Annotated in this window: 15 protein-coding genes and 1 tRNA gene; 10 read left to right on the top strand and 6 right to left on the bottom strand. The window is 51.8% G+C overall.

Going from position 1 to position 16,868, the window contains the following annotated elements; translation table 11 throughout:
• The first annotated feature begins 293 nt into the window (after positions 1-293).
• The 4 genes from DFT_RS08740 to DFT_RS08725 all read left to right on the top strand — a co-directional run bounded on the left by DFT_RS08740 (position 294) and on the right by DFT_RS08725 (position 4,621).
• Entirely contained in the window at positions 294-3,002 is a 2,709-nt protein-coding gene (locus DFT_RS08740) for a CBS domain-containing protein (protein ID WP_054030822.1), read from the top strand.
• Between the two features lie 129 nt (positions 3,003-3,131).
• Complete coding sequence (locus tag DFT_RS08735; RefSeq protein WP_054030821.1) at positions 3,132-3,842, top strand: segregation and condensation protein A; 711 nt, start codon at positions 3,132-3,134, stop codon at positions 3,840-3,842.
• An 8-nt stretch (positions 3,843-3,850) separates the two neighbouring features.
• Positions 3,851-4,477, top strand: a complete 627-nt coding sequence (scpB, locus tag DFT_RS08730; protein WP_076750460.1) for an SMC-Scp complex subunit ScpB — start codon at positions 3,851-3,853, stop codon at positions 4,475-4,477.
• Between the two features lie 69 nt (positions 4,478-4,546).
• Positions 4,547-4,621 (top strand) — tRNA-Val (locus DFT_RS08725).
• Between the two features lie 130 nt (positions 4,622-4,751).
• On the opposite strand, the gene DFT_RS08720 is transcribed toward DFT_RS08725, so the two are convergent.
• The gene (locus tag DFT_RS08720) at positions 4,752-6,725 is read right to left on the bottom strand and encodes a hybrid sensor histidine kinase/response regulator (protein WP_054030820.1); all 1,974 of its coding nucleotides are present in this window, start codon (positions 6,723-6,725) and stop codon (positions 4,752-4,754) included.
• Positions 6,726-7,058: 333 nt separating this feature from the next.
• Here DFT_RS08720 and cobU point away from each other — a divergent pair, with 333 nt between their 5' ends.
• Genes cobU through DFT_RS08700 form a run of 4 tightly spaced genes read left to right on the top strand, consistent with a single transcriptional unit; the run spans position 7,059 to position 10,626 of the window.
• Positions 7,059-7,610 carry a bifunctional adenosylcobinamide kinase/adenosylcobinamide-phosphate guanylyltransferase gene (cobU, locus tag DFT_RS08715; RefSeq protein WP_054030819.1) on the top strand — a complete coding sequence of 184 codons (552 nt, stop codon included), beginning with the start codon at positions 7,059-7,061 and terminating at the stop codon, positions 7,608-7,610.
• Between the two features lie 11 nt (positions 7,611-7,621).
• The gene (gene cobS / locus DFT_RS08710; RefSeq protein ID WP_054030818.1) at positions 7,622-8,359 is read left to right on the top strand and encodes an adenosylcobinamide-GDP ribazoletransferase; all 738 of its coding nucleotides are present in this window, start codon (positions 7,622-7,624) and stop codon (positions 8,357-8,359) included.
• Between the two features lie 14 nt (positions 8,360-8,373).
• Positions 8,374-9,192 (top strand): cobamide remodeling phosphodiesterase CbiR, encoded by an 819-nt coding sequence (gene cbiR / locus DFT_RS08705; protein ID WP_076750459.1) that lies wholly within the window; start codon positions 8,374-8,376, stop codon positions 9,190-9,192.
• A 36-nt stretch (positions 9,193-9,228) separates the two neighbouring features.
• Positions 9,229-10,626, top strand: a complete 1,398-nt coding sequence (locus DFT_RS08700; protein ID WP_076750457.1) for a peptidase U32 family protein — start codon at positions 9,229-9,231, stop codon at positions 10,624-10,626.
• Here DFT_RS08700 and DFT_RS08695 read toward each other — a convergent pair.
• A complete protein-coding gene (locus tag DFT_RS08695; RefSeq protein WP_054030816.1) occupies positions 10,623-10,886 on the bottom strand; it encodes a DUF8180 domain-containing protein in 264 nt (87 codons plus the stop codon). The two genes, DFT_RS08700 and DFT_RS08695, sit on opposite strands and share 4 nt — an antisense overlap.
• Before the next feature lie 85 nt (positions 10,887-10,971).
• Here DFT_RS08695 and DFT_RS08690 point away from each other — a divergent pair, with 85 nt between their 5' ends.
• A complete protein-coding gene (locus DFT_RS08690) occupies positions 10,972-12,936 on the top strand; it encodes a penicillin-binding protein 1A (RefSeq protein ID WP_054030815.1) in 1,965 nt (654 codons plus the stop codon).
• 34 nt (positions 12,937-12,970) lie between these two features.
• On the opposite strand, the gene yhbY is transcribed toward DFT_RS08690, so the two are convergent.
• Positions 12,971-13,333, bottom strand: a complete 363-nt coding sequence (gene yhbY / locus DFT_RS08685; RefSeq protein WP_235506197.1) for a ribosome assembly RNA-binding protein YhbY — start codon at positions 13,331-13,333, stop codon at positions 12,971-12,973.
• Positions 13,311-13,562 (bottom strand): hypothetical protein, encoded by a 252-nt coding sequence (locus DFT_RS25745; protein WP_054030813.1) that lies wholly within the window; start codon positions 13,560-13,562, stop codon positions 13,311-13,313. Before DFT_RS25745 ends, yhbY begins: the two co-directional genes overlap by 23 nt.
• Before the next feature lie 217 nt (positions 13,563-13,779).
• Between DFT_RS25745 and DFT_RS08675 the strand changes: the two genes are divergently transcribed.
• Positions 13,780-14,121, top strand: a complete 342-nt coding sequence (locus DFT_RS08675; protein ID WP_152971906.1) for a PilZ domain-containing protein — start codon at positions 13,780-13,782, stop codon at positions 14,119-14,121.
• A 230-nt stretch (positions 14,122-14,351) separates the two neighbouring features.
• Here DFT_RS08675 and DFT_RS08670 read toward each other — a convergent pair whose 3' ends face one another.
• Together DFT_RS08670 and DFT_RS08665 are read right to left on the bottom strand one after the other, a co-directional pair.
• Positions 14,352-15,413: a hypothetical protein gene (locus DFT_RS08670; RefSeq protein ID WP_054030811.1), complete on the bottom strand. Its 1,062-nt coding sequence runs from the start codon at positions 15,411-15,413 to the stop codon at positions 14,352-14,354.
• 180 nt (positions 15,414-15,593) lie between these two features.
• Positions 15,594-16,793, bottom strand: a complete 1,200-nt coding sequence (locus DFT_RS08665) for a phosphoglycerate kinase (RefSeq protein WP_054030810.1) — start codon at positions 16,791-16,793, stop codon at positions 15,594-15,596.
• Positions 16,794-16,868 lie beyond the last annotated feature (75 nt).

Below are 16,868 nucleotides of genomic sequence, written 5' to 3'. Positions count from 1 at the left end.
CGGCAACTCGCATAGCCTGATTTTGTTCATAATTTTGCTACCATAAACTCGTTTAAACAACAACACATTTATTTCACAGCATTTTATACGCTTCTGCAAACCGAATTGCGAAATATCATGCAAATCCGATACCAATAAAATTATATCATCCCATAATCTAAACTGGGTAATCGTCCGGAGTGGATCGACGCACGACCGCCAGAAGACAGCATGATATATGGGTAGTGCTTGCCAAAAGGACTCGTATATGTAAATGTAAAAACTATAGAACCATTTAAAAATATGAGGAATCCATGTCGTCACCCAACCCCGTTACGAGTTTTGATCCCTTACTGGCGGATAATGACCTAACGATCATTACCACCCATATTAACGCCGACTTCGATGCCATGGCATCCATGCTGGCAGCACAAAAGCTGTACCCGGGTGCACTAGTCGTTTTTCCCGGATCCCAAGAGAAGAACTTGCGCAACTTTTTTATTCAATCCATGGTCTACCTGTACAATCTGGCAGAGATCAAAGACTTAGATTTAAAAAAGGTAAAGCGATTGGTACTGGTCGATACCCGCAGTGCCGACCGCATTGGCAAATTGGCCGAAATTCTTCACAATCCCGGGTTGGAAATTCATATCTACGACCATCACCCCATCAAAGACGAAGATATCTTCGGCCAGCACGAGGTCCATCGAATAACCGGCGCAACAGCCACAATTCTCACAGAACTGATACAGGCGCAAAATAAAAGCCTGACCGCCGAAGAGGCCACCATCATATGCCTGGGGATCTATGAAGACACGGGCGCCTTTACATTTCCTTCGACGACCGCCGAAGATTTAAAGGCCGCCGCCTTTCTCGTATCCCAGGGCGCCAATATAAACGTCATCGCCAATCTCATTGCACGTGAAATCAGCCCTGAACAGATCCAATATCTGAACGATTTGATTCAAGCCGCGACCCGCTATGTCATCAACGGCATCGAAATCGTTGTCACTACAGCGACTTTCGAACACTACCTGCCGGATTTCGCTTTTTTGATCCATAAAATGATAAAAATGGAGGATATCAACGCCGTTTTCGCTCTGGCCATGATGGAAAACAAGGTATACGTCGTTGCACGCAGTCGCACCGAGGAGGTGGATGTCGGGGACATCATCACTGCCTTGGGCGGTGGTGGCCATCCGTATGCCGCTTCAGCGGCGATAAAGGGCCAAACCTTGACTCAGGTCGAACAATCGTTGTTCAAAGAGCTCAACCAGAGGGTCAGAGCTCAACGTATGGCCAGCCACCTGATGTCTGCACCGCCCATCTCGGTGGACGTGGGGATCAGTTGCGCAGAAGCCAATACGACCCTGACAAGATACAATATCAATGCGCTGCTGGTCACTTCCGAGTCAGACGGTAAGCGCCGACTCGTGGGTTATATCACGCGACAGGTCATCGAAAAGGCCATCTTTCACCACCTCGGTCAAGTGCCGGTCCAGGATTACATGAACACTGAACTTCTCACTGTTTCCCCTCAGGCCGAATTGTCAGAGGTGCAGGAAAAGATCATCGGAAACAAACAACGTGTTTTGCCTGTCATGGAAGGAGACAAGATTGTCGGGGTGATTACCCGGACCGATCTGCTCAATATGCTGGTACAGCAACATCGCAGCGGTAAAGAACGGCATCAAGATACATTCCAGCAGGCATCCCAGCGGCATTCTCGAAACGTCGCCAATTTCATGCGGGAGCGACTGTCCCGTCGGGTCATTCAACTGCTGAAAGATATTGGACGAGTCGCCCAACAGTTAAACTATTCGGCTTATGTGGTCGGCGGCTTCGTCCGAGACCTATTTCTTTATCGTTCCAACGAGGACATCGACATTGTCGTCGAAGGCGATGGAATCGCTTTTGCGAAGGCGTTTGCCGATCAGAACAAAACGCGTATTCATGCGCACAAAGCTTTTGGTACGGCGGTGCTCATCTTTCCAGATGGATTTAAAATCGACGTGGCTACCGCCCGACTGGAATACTATCGCTCGCCGGCCGCTTTGCCTGATGTTGAGATGAGTTCGATCAAATTGGATCTGTTTCGGCGCGATTTTACGATTAACACCCTGGCGATACAGCTCACACCCGAAAAATTCGGCCAACTCATCGATTTTTTTTCGGCTCAGAAAGATCTAAAAAACAAAGCGATCCGGGTATTGCACAACCTGAGTTTCGTCGAGGACCCAACCCGGGTTTTCAGAGCGATCCGATTTGAGCAGCGTTTTGATTTCGCTATTGGAAAATTGACGGCGAGTCTGATTGAAAATGCCGTAAAAATGGATTTTTTTGAGCGCTTGAGCGGCCGCCGCGTGTTTACCGAAATTCGCTTGATCCTGGAAGAGGAAAACCCCATACCATCCCTGGTCAGGATGCAGGATTTCGACCTCCTTAAAGTCATCCATCCCACGATCGTCCTCGACAAAGAGCTTATCGACATGCTCAATGCTGTGGCGAGTGCCATTGCCTGGCACGATTTGCTATTCACCGGCAGCACCTATCTGCGATGGACCGTTTTTTTCATGGCGCTGATCCATTCATTTGACCAGGATGAATCGCAAAAGATTTGCAAGAGATTCGAACTGGCTCCGAAATATGAACGACTCGTCTGTAAAGACCGATTTGTTGCCCAAAATTGTCTGAACCAGATGGAAATGCGACTACCCGATACCGATAGCGACCTGTACCATCTCCTCAAGGGATTCAAAACAGAGTTGATTCTTTACATGATGGCCGTGACTGACATGAAACCCGTGAAGAAGGCGATTTCTCGATATTATAACCACCTGCGCAACATCGCACCCGCCGTCGGAGGAAAAGACCTCATCGACATGGGACTACGCCCCGGCCCCCTATTCAGCAAGATACTCGACAAGCTATTGGATGCGAAAATCAATAAGCAGGTTGAAACCCGCACCGATGAAATCGAATTTGTCAAACAGATCATCACAGATCACACGAATGTCCATTGAGGTGGCACCGATATCGACCAACTCATAAACAATTTTCTTGATTCCAACTCTTTGAAACAGTACAAAATTAAATTTTGATAAGTGTTCAAGCCCAGATGGATCCCCCGCTGTGGGTGGAAACGGACAACCATGGTCGAATCCGATTATAAAGTAAAACTTGAAAATGTCTTCGAAGGACCGATGGACCTTCTGGTGCATTTGATCAAGAAGAATGAAGTCGATATTTACGACATCCCGGTTGCCCTGATCACCGAACAATACTTGGCCCATCTGGAATGGATGCAGCTTTTGAATATCGATAATGTCGGTGACTTTCTGGTGATGGCCTCTACCCTTGCACAGATCAAATCACGCATGCTGCTTCCTTCTCACGGTTCCGAAGAGGAGGAGGAGGACCCACGCATGGAGATCGTCCGCCCTTTGGCGGAATATCTGCAAATCAAATCCGCAGCCGAAGAACTGGCCAACCGAAATATGCTCGGCGACAAAATTTTCACACGACGCACCAAGTCCGTTGATTTTCTCAAAGATGACCAGGATTTGATTCAAGTCGGACTCTTCGAGCTCATAGATGCATTCCAACGTATTCTCCAAAAGGTCTCAAAGGAGCATACGGTCGATCTATCGGCAGAAACGATCTCGGTAAAGGATCGCATGAACGCCATCATCACCGTTCTGGAAGAAAAAGGCTCTATTGCCTTTTTGGAGATGTTTCCCCAAGATCCCCGGAAAAGGGATATCATCGTTACCTTCCTGGCCCTTTTGGAGTTGATGAAGATGAGTTTGGTAAGGGTCGCGCAACACACTCAAAGTGGCACGATTCGAATCTTCTATCAATAGATCGAAGTATGGAACAACTCAAATACATTATCGAAAGCCTGTTGTTTGTCGCGGAAGATCCGCTCACCGTCGACAAATTGCGCACCATAATCGAAACGGCAGAGGCCAAAGACATACGAGATGCCTTGCAAGCGCTATCGCAAGAGTATGGACAACGTGGCGGTGGTTTTTGGTTGAGCGAAGTGGCCGGCGGCTGGCAAATGCGCTCCCGCCCCGAATACCACGAGTGGATCAAAAAAATGCTGCAACCGTCACCGCAGCGCTTGAGTAAAGCCGCGTTGGAAACCCTGGCCATAGTCGCTTACAAACAACCGATCATTCGTGCGGATATCGAATACATCAGGGGAGTGGACAGCGGCGGCGTGCTGCGCCAGCTGATGGAGCGTAAACTCATCCGTGTTCTGGGCAGAAAAGAGATTGCGGGGCGTCCCCTCATCTACGCCACGACCAAGCTTTTTCTCGAAATGTTTGATCTTAAAGATTTGAATGATTTACCCACTCCTGCCGAGCTTGCCGAGTTCGGGGCCAATTTGGATATTCCGCAAGCGGTCGATCTGCCTGAAGATAACCAGGAAGCGGATATGGAAGGGTCACTCGACGAAACCAAAAAAGGTCTTGACTTGGAAGAGCCGTAACCTTTATAACCTGCCATTATTGCGCCGACTGGAAAACACGTGACGATGTTGCGGTCTGCGCCGGAAAACGGGCGGTTAACTCAGCGGGAGAGTGCCACCTTCACACGGTGGAAGTCACTGGTTCAAATCCAGTACCGCCTACCAGCTATTCAATCGGTCAGCTACGCCGATTTTTCAATTTGAAAGCCGTACTATTTGGGTGCCAAAAGGTTACCAAAAAGAGTTCGGCTTTTTTTATTCACGGCTGGCTGCTTACAAGTGCGTCCGGCACAGATCACCCGTCAAGGACTTCGCGCACCTTTCGGGCCAGTTCGGGTACGGTAAACGGCTTGGAAAGAAAATTCACCCCTTCGTTCAGCACACCGTGATCGGCAATGACATCGGCCGTGTAGCCAGACATGAAAAGGCATTTGATGCCGGGTCTGATCTCCTCGATGCGCTGAGCCAGCTCACGGCCATTCATCACCGGCATGACCACATCGGTGAGCAGCAGGTCTATCTTTCCGGAAGAAGATTGCACCATGTCGACGGCCTGCCCGGGGGCTCGAGCGGCCATGACGGTGTAACCGCAATGGCTCAGAATCGCTTCCGCGACCTCCAGAATGCCCGGATCATCCTCCACGATCAACACCGTTTCCGAGCCTGTTAGTGTCGACTCCGGGGAAATCCCCGAATTGATTTTCTCCACTGGCACCTCGGTGGCTGGAAAATAGAGTTTGAATGTGGTTCCGCGGCCGATTTCGCTGGACACGTGGATAAACCCCTTGTTTTGCCTGACGATGCCGTACACCGTCGCCAGCCCCAGCCCCGTACCCCGCCCGACACCCTTGGTCGTGAAAAAAGGATCGAAAATCCGCTCCTGGGTTTGCCTATCCATGCCGCAGCCCGTATCGCTGACGGACAGCATCACATAGATGCCCGGCTTGAACCATAACCGTTTCTTTCGATACGATTCGTTGATTTCGACGCGTTTGGTCTCGATGGTCACTTTTCCGGTGCCATCGATGGCGTCCCTTGCGTTGACCATCAGGTTGGCCAGCAACTGATCTATTTGAGAAGGATCCAGCATCACCCGGCACCGTTCCGGGACGGGCACCCAGGTCAGCTCGATGTTTTCCCCGATGAGCCTGCGCAGCATGCCAAGCATCTTGGCGATCGTTTCGTTGATGTCCAGCACGACCGGTTTGATCGTCTGTTTCCTTGCGAATGCGAGCAACTGCCTGACCAAATCCGAGGATCGGCATGCCGCATCCTGAATCTGCTTGAGATAACGGTCGGCGCTGTTGCCCACCGCCGGATTGCGCATCGCCAAATCTGCATTGGCGATGATGACGGACAAAATGTTATTGAAATCGTGTGCGATGCCGCCGGCCAGGTGGCCAACCGACTCCATTCTCTGGGCCTGGAGCAGTTGCTTTTGCAAATACTCCTTTTCCTTTTCCGCGTTCTTCCGTTCCGTGATATCTTTGACAAACGAAATGGCAAATGGCGTACCGTCATATTCGAGCAGTTTGGATGAAATCTCTACTGGCATCTGGGTACCGTCCTTGCGTCTATGGACTCTCTCAAAACCGTCATTTCCCCGTTTGTTCAAGACCTTCCAGAGCTCCTTCCATATGCCGCCTTTCACGTCCGGATCGATGTCGAAGAGGGTCATGCCGCGCATCTCTTCCACCGAATAGCCAAGATTCATGGCTGCCTGTTTGTTAATATCCAGAATCCTGGCGTCCGACGCGATCCGGTAAATACCGATGGGGGCATTGTCGAAGCTGAAACGGGTCGTGCTCAAATCGATTTCCAACCGCTGGCGATCGGTGATGTCAAAATGCACCCCGACCATCCGGGTCACCCTGCCCTGCGGATCCGTTGCGGCGACCACGCCCTTGGAATGGATCCAACGCCAGTCGCCATTTTTCGCTCGCAACCGGAATTTTAAGGAAAATATGGCCTTAGGCTGTGCCACGAAATCGTGTACGGCCGCCGCGATCGCCTCTTTGTCATCGGGATGCAATAGGTTCAGAAAGGTGTCATAGGTCGATGGCAATTCATCCGTTTCATACCCCAGCATGCCGAGCCACTGCGAACTGAAGCGGGAGTCGCCTGTCAGCGGTTTGTAATCCCAAATTCCCAATTCCGCCGAGTCGATGGCCAGCTTGTAAAGATCAAGCTCCTTCAGAAGCGCCTTTTCTCTTTGCTCCAATTCGGCAACTTTTTTCTCCAGGTCCGATAGATTCAGCTCAGAGGCCACGACATCGCCCTTCCCCTTTGGAGTGTTTTTTGACCATTTTTCACAAGTATAATTTGATATTCGCTAAAGCGGCAATGTAATTTTAATACTGTCGGCTGCGAGGATGTGGCCTTGCCTTCGACCGCAAACCAAGATATGGTAGCCGCCGTAAGCTGCCAATTAAACCATTGCTCCTTGTATCTAACTGTTTTTTTAAGATGAATATTGGTATATCCGATTTACTGCTTTCACACGATGGAACTCGCTGGTTCAAATCCGGTATCGCCTGCCAGCGATCCAGGGCCAATATGCCGTGCGCTTATCGGCCCTCTATTATTTGAGATGATCGAAACGATGAAAAGCACCCTCGTCATCGGCGGCTGCCGAAGTGGCAAGAGCAGTCACGCGCTATCGCTGGCCGATGGACTCGGTGCGCGACCGAAGACCTTCGTTGCTACCTGCACAGCCCAGGACGAAGAAATGAGAAGACGCATTCAGCGGCATCAGCAGGAACGCGGTGCGGAGTGGCAAACCCTCGAAGTACCCATCGAAATTGCAGCGGCCATTACCTCGCGTGGCGACCAGGCCGGACTGATTTTGATAGATTGTCTCACTTTGTGGATCAGCAACATGATGATGGCAGAGGCGGATGACACCACCATCCTGAAAGAATGCCAAAAGCTTTGCGACGTCCTGAAGGTTCCGCCTTGTCCCATTGTTCTAGTCAGCAACGAGGTGGGGGCCGGCATTGTGCCTGAAAATGCGCTGGCGCGTCGGTACCGGGACCTGACTGGCTGGGTCAACCAGCGAATCGCCGCTGCCTGCCAGTGTGTTATCTGGATGGTGGCCGGCATCCCCTTCACCATCAAGCCTCAAGCGATCGATACTTGCGATCAGAAAGTGTGAACGTCAGCCCCATGTGGCGTGGTTTAATCGCTTCGATTCAATTTTTGACCATCATCCCCTGTGGCCCGACCGGGGTGTTCCAAGCGCATAAGACCCTTCCCTTTTTCCCATTGTGTGGATTAATCATCGGCGGCCTTTTGGTCGCAGCGGATTATCTTGGAACCTTGATCTGGCCGCCCGAAGTTGTATCGGCCGTAAGTGTTCTTTTTCTGGTGGTCATCACCGGTGCGTTGCATCTGGACGGTCTGGCGGATACCGCAGATGGATTATACGGTCGCCGCCCACCCCAACGCGCCCTGGAAATCATGAAAGACAGCCGCGTCGGCGCCATCGGCGTGATTGCCGTGATTTGTTGCCTGGGGATCAAATGGGCCGGGTTGTCGGCCATTCAGGTTTATCGCCCGCTGTGGCTTCTGATCATACCGGCCCTATCACGGGCAACCGTCATGTTCGCCGTGCACGTGTTGCCATACGGCCGTCCTGACGGCGGCACCGGGCACTCATTTTTCGAGCGCCGCCTGAAGCTCGCCGATTATTGGCCTTTAGGCGTGCCAGCCGCCATCATGGTATGGATCACGCCATGGGGATTCGTTTGGGCCGTTACCGCCACCGTTTCCATCACGGCTTCGATTTTGCTATTTTATCGTGTGAAAATCAACTGCGTTACCGGTGATATGCTGGGGGCGATGATAGAAGTGACGGAATCGGGCCTTTTTTTAGTATTCGCGGCTGTCAACCGGCTCTTGTAGTAGAAACAGCTAAAATGAACGCAGACTCAACTCGCGTATTTTCAGATCTAAGCGAACCGTATAAACGGCGTTTTCCTTTTCGACTCAGCGTACCTTCGTTCATCTATCCGGCGGGATATGCCGAAAATGTGCGAATGCTGGCCTCTTTTGTGGATGAAATAGAACTCTTGCTTTTGGAAAGCGGTGACGACCGACTGCCCTCCGAATCGGAAATTGAGGAGTTGGCAGCCCTGGGCATCGCCAATGACCTGACCTACAACATTCATCTGCCGACCGATCTGGATCTCTCGACCTCAAGCAAAACAGATCGCCGATGGGCAGTGGAACGGCTCTGCAGGGCTATCGAACGGGCCCACCCGTTGGCTCCAACCACATATACCCTGCACTTGCCTTATCATGAGACCGATCATCAGAAACCATTGATCAATAGCTGGGAGATACGCAACGCGGAAAGTCTCATCGATCTCCTGACCATGAGCCGGCTGAGTCCCAGGCAAATATCGATCGAGACACTCGATTATCCACCCGAATGGTTCGAAGCGCTGGTCCATCAAATCGATCTGGCCGTCTGCATCGATATGGGCCATGTCTTGCGTTTCGGATACGACCTCGAAAAAACATGGGAAATATACGGTGATCGCACCACGATGGTCCATCTGCATGGTGTCTGCGGCGGCCGGGATCATCTCGGCTTGGACCAAATGCCAAAGATGGCCATCAAAACCGTTCGGGATTGCCTGAACTCCTACACGGGTGCACTTTCTTTAGAGGTGTTCTCGTTCGATCGCCTGAATTCCAGCCTGCCTTGCCTGGCCCAAATGTTCCTCCGTTGACGATATAGCCGGTGACCCCATACGGTCGCCAACAACATGAGACCCGGATCTAACATCAAACCCAAAATCAAGAAGATTAACAATGAGGTTAAAAGGATCGACCCACCCATCGAAATGAATCGCCACATGACCAGCGACAGCCACCAAGGAAAAATCGAACTACTGGCTCCGGCCGGAAGCATGGAAAAGTTGGAAATCGTCCTGCATTATGGCGCGGACGCCGTTTACCTGGCCGGCCGGCAGTTCAGTCTTCGTAATTTCTCGGCCAACTTCTCAACCCCGGAAATCAGAGAAGCCGTCGCCATGGCCCACGCTTATCGCGCCAGGGCGTATATTGCCGTCAATATCTATGCGCGTAATGCAGACCTTCATGGTATAAGGAATTTTTTGGAGCAACTGTCATCCATCGAGATCGACGGCCTCATCGTGGCCGATCCGGCCGTGGTGGAATTGGCGCGCCGCATCCTTCCCCATGTATCCATTCATCTAAGCACCCAGGCCAACACCACCAACGCAGCGGCCGCCTCTTTCTGGCAATCGCAAGGTGTCGGCCGCATCAATCTGGCGCGCGAGTTGTCGCTTTCCGAAATTCGAACTATCGCACACACCTGCACCGGATTGGAAGTAGAAGTCTTCGTGCATGGCGCGATGTGTATCTCTTACTCGGGACGCTGCCTGCTGAGCAACTTCCTGGCCCAACGCCCGAGCAACCAGGGCATGTGCTGCCAGCCCTGTCGATTTAAATATGCCGTTGTAGAAGAGACACGTCCGGGACAATTTTTAGCTATCGGAGAAGATGAAAGGGGTAGCTATATTTTTAATTCACGAGATCTTTGCATGATCGAGCACCTGCCGGATCTGGTAAAAAGCGGCATCACCGCGATCAAGATCGAGGGGCGCATGAAAAGCATTCATTATGCGGCCACTACCGTAAAGATATACCGGGAAGCAATCGACAGGTACTACGATGCCCCCTCCGATTACCATGTGCGGCCTTACTGGCCGGAGGAGCTCAATAAGGTCACGAGCCGTGGATACTGCACCGGGTTTTATCTTGACGAAAACCAACAGACCCAGCCGAATTACCAGGCGCCGGGACCTTCACGTCATACCTTGGCGGCGAAAGTCATCTCGACCCCCGCCGCGCGACACGCCTGCGTAGAAGTTCGCAACCAGATTCGAACGGGCAATGCCGTGGAAATCGTCCAGCCCAAAGGGCCACCGATTCCCGATACCATCGAAGGCATCGCGGATTGGGACGGGAATGCCATCGACGTCGCCCATCCGGGTACCCGCGCAAGGCTCCGGTTTTCAAACACTCAATGCCGTCCGCTCGACCTGATCAGGCTTTGTCTGGATGATCAAGCCAATGGAACCCCTCAACATGGAGGAACGGGGGATCGCACGGACCGAGGCCTTCGGCGGCACACCTAATCGCCGTGGGATTTCAAAAGGATCGACGCCTCATTTAAAGCGTCATTGATTTTCTGGCTCAATTCGAATGCAAGGTCGAGCAGCGCCGCCACGTCTTCCAGCTTGTAGTGACGGAACTCGACGGCCCATTGCCGATAATTTTGGGCATGTTCCTCATTGTGGTGCAGCCAGTGGTGCAACAATTTTTCACCTTTTTCGTTGAAACTGAGTGATTGGCCGGATTGAGGATGTGAATCGTGATCATGGTGATGATGGCTCATTTGATATGCTCCGGAAAGAAAAAATTCAAAAAGCGGTCTCTGCAGTATGGACACTTACTATCGCCATGCGCCATAATAGTCAATCATGACAGCCAACGCTAAAAAGGCACCTTCCGAAAGGCGAAACAAACTCCGGGGCTTGATCTGGGCGGCTCTTTTTATCGGGCTCCTTTGCGGCGTCACGGCGGGTGGATTGTTGTCGCTGACCCGCGATCTTCCCCAAATCGAGTCCCTGGAAGACTTCAGGCCATCAGCCATTACAAGGGTCTACTCATCCGACCAGGTATTGCTGGCCGAGCTTTTCATCGAAAGAAGAGACCCTGTTACCCTCGAACAGATACCTGGACACCTTCAGCGTGCTTTGCTGACCACCGAAGATCGAAAATTTTATCAACATAATGGTATTGACATCAAAGGAATTTTCAGGGCTGCCGTCAAGAACATCCTTCGCCGGCGTCTCTCCGAAGGCGCCAGCACACTGACCCAGCAACTGGCCAAAACGCTGTTTTTAACCCCCCGCAAAACATTCACCCGCAAATTGAAAGAAGCGGTCCTGGCCCTGCAGCTCGAACGACGCTATACCAAAAAGGAAATTCTTGAGCTTTACCTGAACCAGATTTACTTCGGCAGCGGCGCATATGGCGTAGCATCGGCGGCAAGGATCTATTTCAATAAAGCCATAGAAGATCTAGACCTGACCGAATGCGCCCTCATTGCCGGGTTGCCCAAGGCACCATCGCGATATTCGCCGCTCGTCCATCCGGATTTGGCCACCCGCCGACGCGATATCGTCCTCAAACAGATGCTTACCACCGGTGTGATCGATGAAGCCGCATACGCACAGGCCGTATCCTCGCCAGTAGCTGTTTCCCCAAGGGACCCACAAGGTAGAAAAGCCCCGGAATTTGTGGAGTACATCAAGAATGACCTTGAAGACAACTTGGGCGACAACCTGCTCTACAAGGGAGGGCTCACGATCTACACCACGCTCATATATCGCCATCAAGAAGCCGCCGAAGCCGCCGTCGCCGCCGGATTGGAGGATTTGCGCATCAGGATGCAGCACAACGGCCTTTCCCAGGCGACACCGCAGGCGGCACTGATTTCCCTGGACGTGAAAACCGGCAGAATCATAGCCATGGTTGGCGGACTGCCAGGCACGAGAAACAGTTATAACCGGGCAACCGCGGCTTTGCGCCAGCCCGGCTCGGCTTTCAAGCCCATTGTTTACGCATTTGCTATCGAGAAAGGGTTTGGACAGAACCAGTTGCTGTTGGATGCCCCCGTCGTTTTTCGAAACACCGACGGGAAATCCGATTGGCAGCCGCAAAACTTTTCCGAAGGCTTCTCAGGGGAGGTTTCGCTGCGTTGGGCCCTTGCCCATTCGAAAAACATACCTGCCGTCAGACTGATAGAAAAAATAGGTCCCAGTTCGGTAGTGCAGTTTGCCCACACGCTGGGCCTTACCAACAACTTGAAGCCAAACTTATCACTCGCACTGGGAACCTCGGAGACGACCCTGCTCGAGATCAGCTCGGCCTTCAATGTGTTTGCCAACCAGGGGAAATACATTCGTCCCTATGCAATAATGGAGATACGAAACCACGAGGGAGATGCGATCTGGCGAACCAAACCCGAACAACGCATCGTCTTGTCCCGCGCCTCGGCGGCCATCATAACCGATATGCTGTCTGCGGTTATGAAGGAGGGCACCGGACGCAGCGCCGGATATTTTTACAACGCATTGGCCGGAAAAACCGGAACGACCAATGAATACCGAGATGCACTTTTTATCGGCTACTCTCCGAATATGGTTAGCGGCGTCTGGGTGGGCAATGACGATGCGACTTCGCTCGGTCCATACGAAACGGGTGCGCGTGCCGCCCTACCCATATGGCAAAAATTTATGCAAAGCGCCCTGACCGATCAGCCACCGGCTTATTTCGACGTCCCGGACGATACCCATTATATTTTGATGGATCCCAAAAGTGGTCGGCAGGCGACATCCGCCTCAACGACTGCGGTGAAGGCATTGGTGAGAAAGCAATAGGTTTGGATTTCGGTTTGCCAAGCGTATGGCGGACCTATTGGTCAGCCTCTTTTTTGGGCAATCTGATGTGTTGATCTCTCTCGTTCGGATTGGGCCGGTAGAGCGTCGCAATGTGACCGACCATGCCGACGAAAAAAGAGCCAGTGGCGTTTTGTAAAGTCTCCAGCATGGCGAACTTGTCCATCTTGGCCTTGTTCTCCAAGAATTTGATTTTGATCAATTCGTGTTGGCCAAGCGCCTCTTCGAGAGATGAAATGACCGATCCGGTGATTCCCTTTTGGCCCACCAGAAGAACCGGCTTCAAGGCATGCGCCAGCGATCGCAGATACTTTCGCTGGTAGCCTTTCAAACCGTCCGTCTCCCCTCTCGAACGACTATCGCCTTCTGATTCTTTCAACAATGAACCCCACCTCGGATTCCACTTTGTCCACCTTCTCAGATGTCCGCATGACAGCTGAATCGGTACTGATAACGACACTTTCCACCGAATCAAGAGTAGAAGCAATTTTAGCGGTCTTTTCGTTCAGCGCACTGATCTGGCCATTGATCTGGAACAAGAAAACAGTTATGACGACCAACCATAAGGTCACGACAACAGCTTTCCACTCTTTTTTTAAAAATGCCATATCAACTTCCTCGCTCGATGTGTGAATCCCTTAAAATCGCATGGATGAACCGGCAAACCCGTTGAAATGTTTAGGCACATGCTCGCATGCATAGCGATTTCCTGATGCGTTGACAAGCCTTTTTAACAGATTCATTGATATCTAATTGATTACATGATATTTTAATTTTTATTGCAACCATCTGCTACTTTTTTCGCAATCGCAAGCGAGGGATACGATGAGCACGAAACATTTGCACGAAAGCAGACCTGAGAGAAGAGCGGAAATGCGAGCGATGGATGGACGGTACTACAGCGTCCAGTTCACCACGGAAGGTCTCGATTCTTTTTACCAGTTCAAGTTGTGGAACATTTCCCCCAAAGGAATGTGTATTCTGGTCAAAGAGGACTCGGAAGTGCTCAATCACCTGAAGGTAGGCGACACCATCGAAATGACCTATTACCTTGCCGACTCGGCAGGTGTATCGGAGAACATCAAAACCGAGATCAAACATATAACCAAAAATGATGATGGCCGTTTCAAGGGCCATTATCTCATTGGGCTTGCGACCCAATCTTGACGACACCCTATATCTGTGTTCCGCTCATGCCGTCGTCCTTGCGGCGTACGACAAGTACGTCTCAGGACACGGAATTTCGCGCGCCTTGATCTCGAACTTTTTACGATGCCGTCCGGTAACGACTTTTACACAGGCATCAATCCTGATTTAATCGCAGAATAAAGCACATCGGCCCTGCGCACGGTGAGCACATCGCCCCTGCGCACGGTGGCCGCCTGAATTTGTCCGGCTTAACTGTATATGATTCCGACGGGCAGCGGTGGATATTTTATAACACCGGGCTTGGTCAGGATGTGTTCCTGTCCGACGGTCAGCCAATTGACATCCGGATTGATTTCGCGCAACTTTCCATCATCCGGAGGACGGGCGTGATTGGTGTAGGCATATGAAACCTGAAAAATACAGATGCTTTTTTGGCTCTCTCGCGCCACCACGTAGTTCTTTTTTAAAGTAGGCAGCGCCATGTTATTGGCGCTGGCCAACTGCTGCATCTCATCCTCTGTCAGGGGCATCAGGACGGATTTTGAGACCCCGCGCTCCGAGATGCGAATCAAGGCGCGGGACTCACTGCTGCCGACATAGACGGTTGAGATACAAGGGATCCGTTTCAAATACTGGGCGGCCACAATGGCGGCCGTCCGTCTTCCGCCCACCATGACAGGGACGCCGTAGTATTCGAAGAATTTCTTCTGAGCGGTGTCGGCATATTCGTCGCCCTTTTCATACAAGTCCTTGGAAATATAGCGCAATGTCTGCGCCATGTCTTCCGCCGCCTCGGCAATGGGCCAATCGATACGCACGTGAAAGTGCGACAGAAGATAGCGGTTTTTCAGATGGCTGCCCGGATCGCGCTGAATCAGCAAGGCATAATCGACAGGCAACAGCAGCCTCAGAAAATCATAGAAATGGGCGGATTCGATATATTTTTGATTTCGGTCGAAGCTGTCTGGCAGGGGCAATGCCTTGATCTGCAGCAGGTTGCTCTTGGTCGTTCTGTTCAGGTTAAAAAAGCGAATATACTTCTTGTAACGGACGGGGATGCTATCTTCCACAAAGACCACCAGGAAAGCATTCTGGTCTTCATGCTCGATACTCGGAATACGGGCCCTGGGCTTGAGCTCGCGTTTTTCCACAAATGGATACTGGGTGCCACTTTTTAAAAAGCGTTGATAGGATTGCACCAACGCATAGTCCAGCATGAATTGGTCCATGTCGTCCCGAAGCAATTCATAGTAAGACCTGCGCAGCCTGTTAACCAGGCTTAACTCTTCTCTGACGCTCCAAAAAGCCAATCTTCTCTCCCGGCATCATTCCAATGATAGATAAAAAAGTCTGCATGGGACAACACTGATATCAGGTCAGACGGCGTGTACATAATAGCGTGTAATGTTTAAGCCTTAACACTAAAAACACAGACCGTCAATTGGGTCATACCCTTGAGCAGAAAGATTTTGTTGAACATTCATGATGGATCATTTCTTATCCGTCAATGCTTCCACGCCTGGCAACGGCTTGCCCTCCAAAAACTCCAGCGATGCACCGCCTCCCGTGGAGATATGGGATATCCGGGATGCCACGCCGGCCTTGGCGGCCGCGGCGGCCGAATCCCCTCCGCCGATCACCGATATGGCACCACGATCGGTGAGTTCGGCCAAAAGCCGCGCGATTTTAAAGGTCCCGACGGCCGTCTCCTGAATTTCAAACACGCCCATGGGGCCATTCCAAACCACGGTCCGGGCATTTTTGAGCACATCGCCGAAAAGCACGAGGGAGGCCTCGCCAATATCCAACCCGGCGCCATCCTGCGGAATGGAGGAAACATCTACGGTCTGCAGGTGTTCCACCTCTCCCGCTTTTATGTCAAAATGGGAGCTGACACGGCAATCCACGGGCAACACCAGCTTCTCTCCAGCCGTATCCATGAGCTTGGCGGCCATCTCGACGCGATCTTCTTCGAGCAAACTGCGCCCCACGCCAATCCCCTTGGCATGCAGGAAGGTAAACATCATGCCGCCACCGATAAGCAACCGATCGACCTTGGGCAGCAGATTTTGTATGACGTCGATCTTTCCGGAAATCTTGGCGCCGCCCAGTATGGCCACAAAAGGACGCTTCGGCGAGGCCATGATACCGCCCAGGTACTCGAGCTCCTTCATCATCAAAAAACCCGCAGCACACGGCTGGAGATGATGGGTCACGCCTTCTGTGGACGCGTGGGCACGGTGGGCCGTCCCGAAAGCGTCGTTGACATAAACATCGCCCAAAGCCGCCAACTGACGAGCGAATTCAGGATCATTCTTGGTTTCAGCACTGTGGTAGCGAAGATTTTCAAGAAGCAGAACTTGTCCTTCAGCCATTCGATCGACCGCTGCACTTGCTTCCGGGCCAACGCAATCGTCAACAAAATCGACATGCATGTTCAACAGGTCCGCAAGCGCCCGGGCACAAGGCCGCAGGGAAAGCTCGGGTTTGCGCTCACCTTTGGGTCGGCCCAGGTGAGACATCAGAATCAACTTACCGCCCTGATCGATGATATGGCGAATCGTCGGCAACGCCGCTCGAATGCGGTTATCGTCAACCACCCGCCCATCCTTCAATGGTACGTTGAAATCGACCCGCATCAACACCCGCTTACTCTTCAAGGAAAGATCCCGAACACTGAGCTTGGACATACGTCACCTCCTGGGAAGGGATGAATCATGAAAAAAAATGGCACGCTTTGAAGGGGCCCGGCCACCGATCGATCT

The sequence above is a fragment of the Desulfatitalea tepidiphila genome (assembly GCF_001293685.1).
Classification (GTDB): domain Bacteria; phylum Desulfobacterota; class Desulfobacteria; order Desulfobacterales; family Desulfosarcinaceae; genus Desulfatitalea; species Desulfatitalea tepidiphila.
The sequence above is the reverse complement of the archived record's forward strand: the minus strand, read 5'-3'. Positions and strand labels throughout refer to the sequence as shown.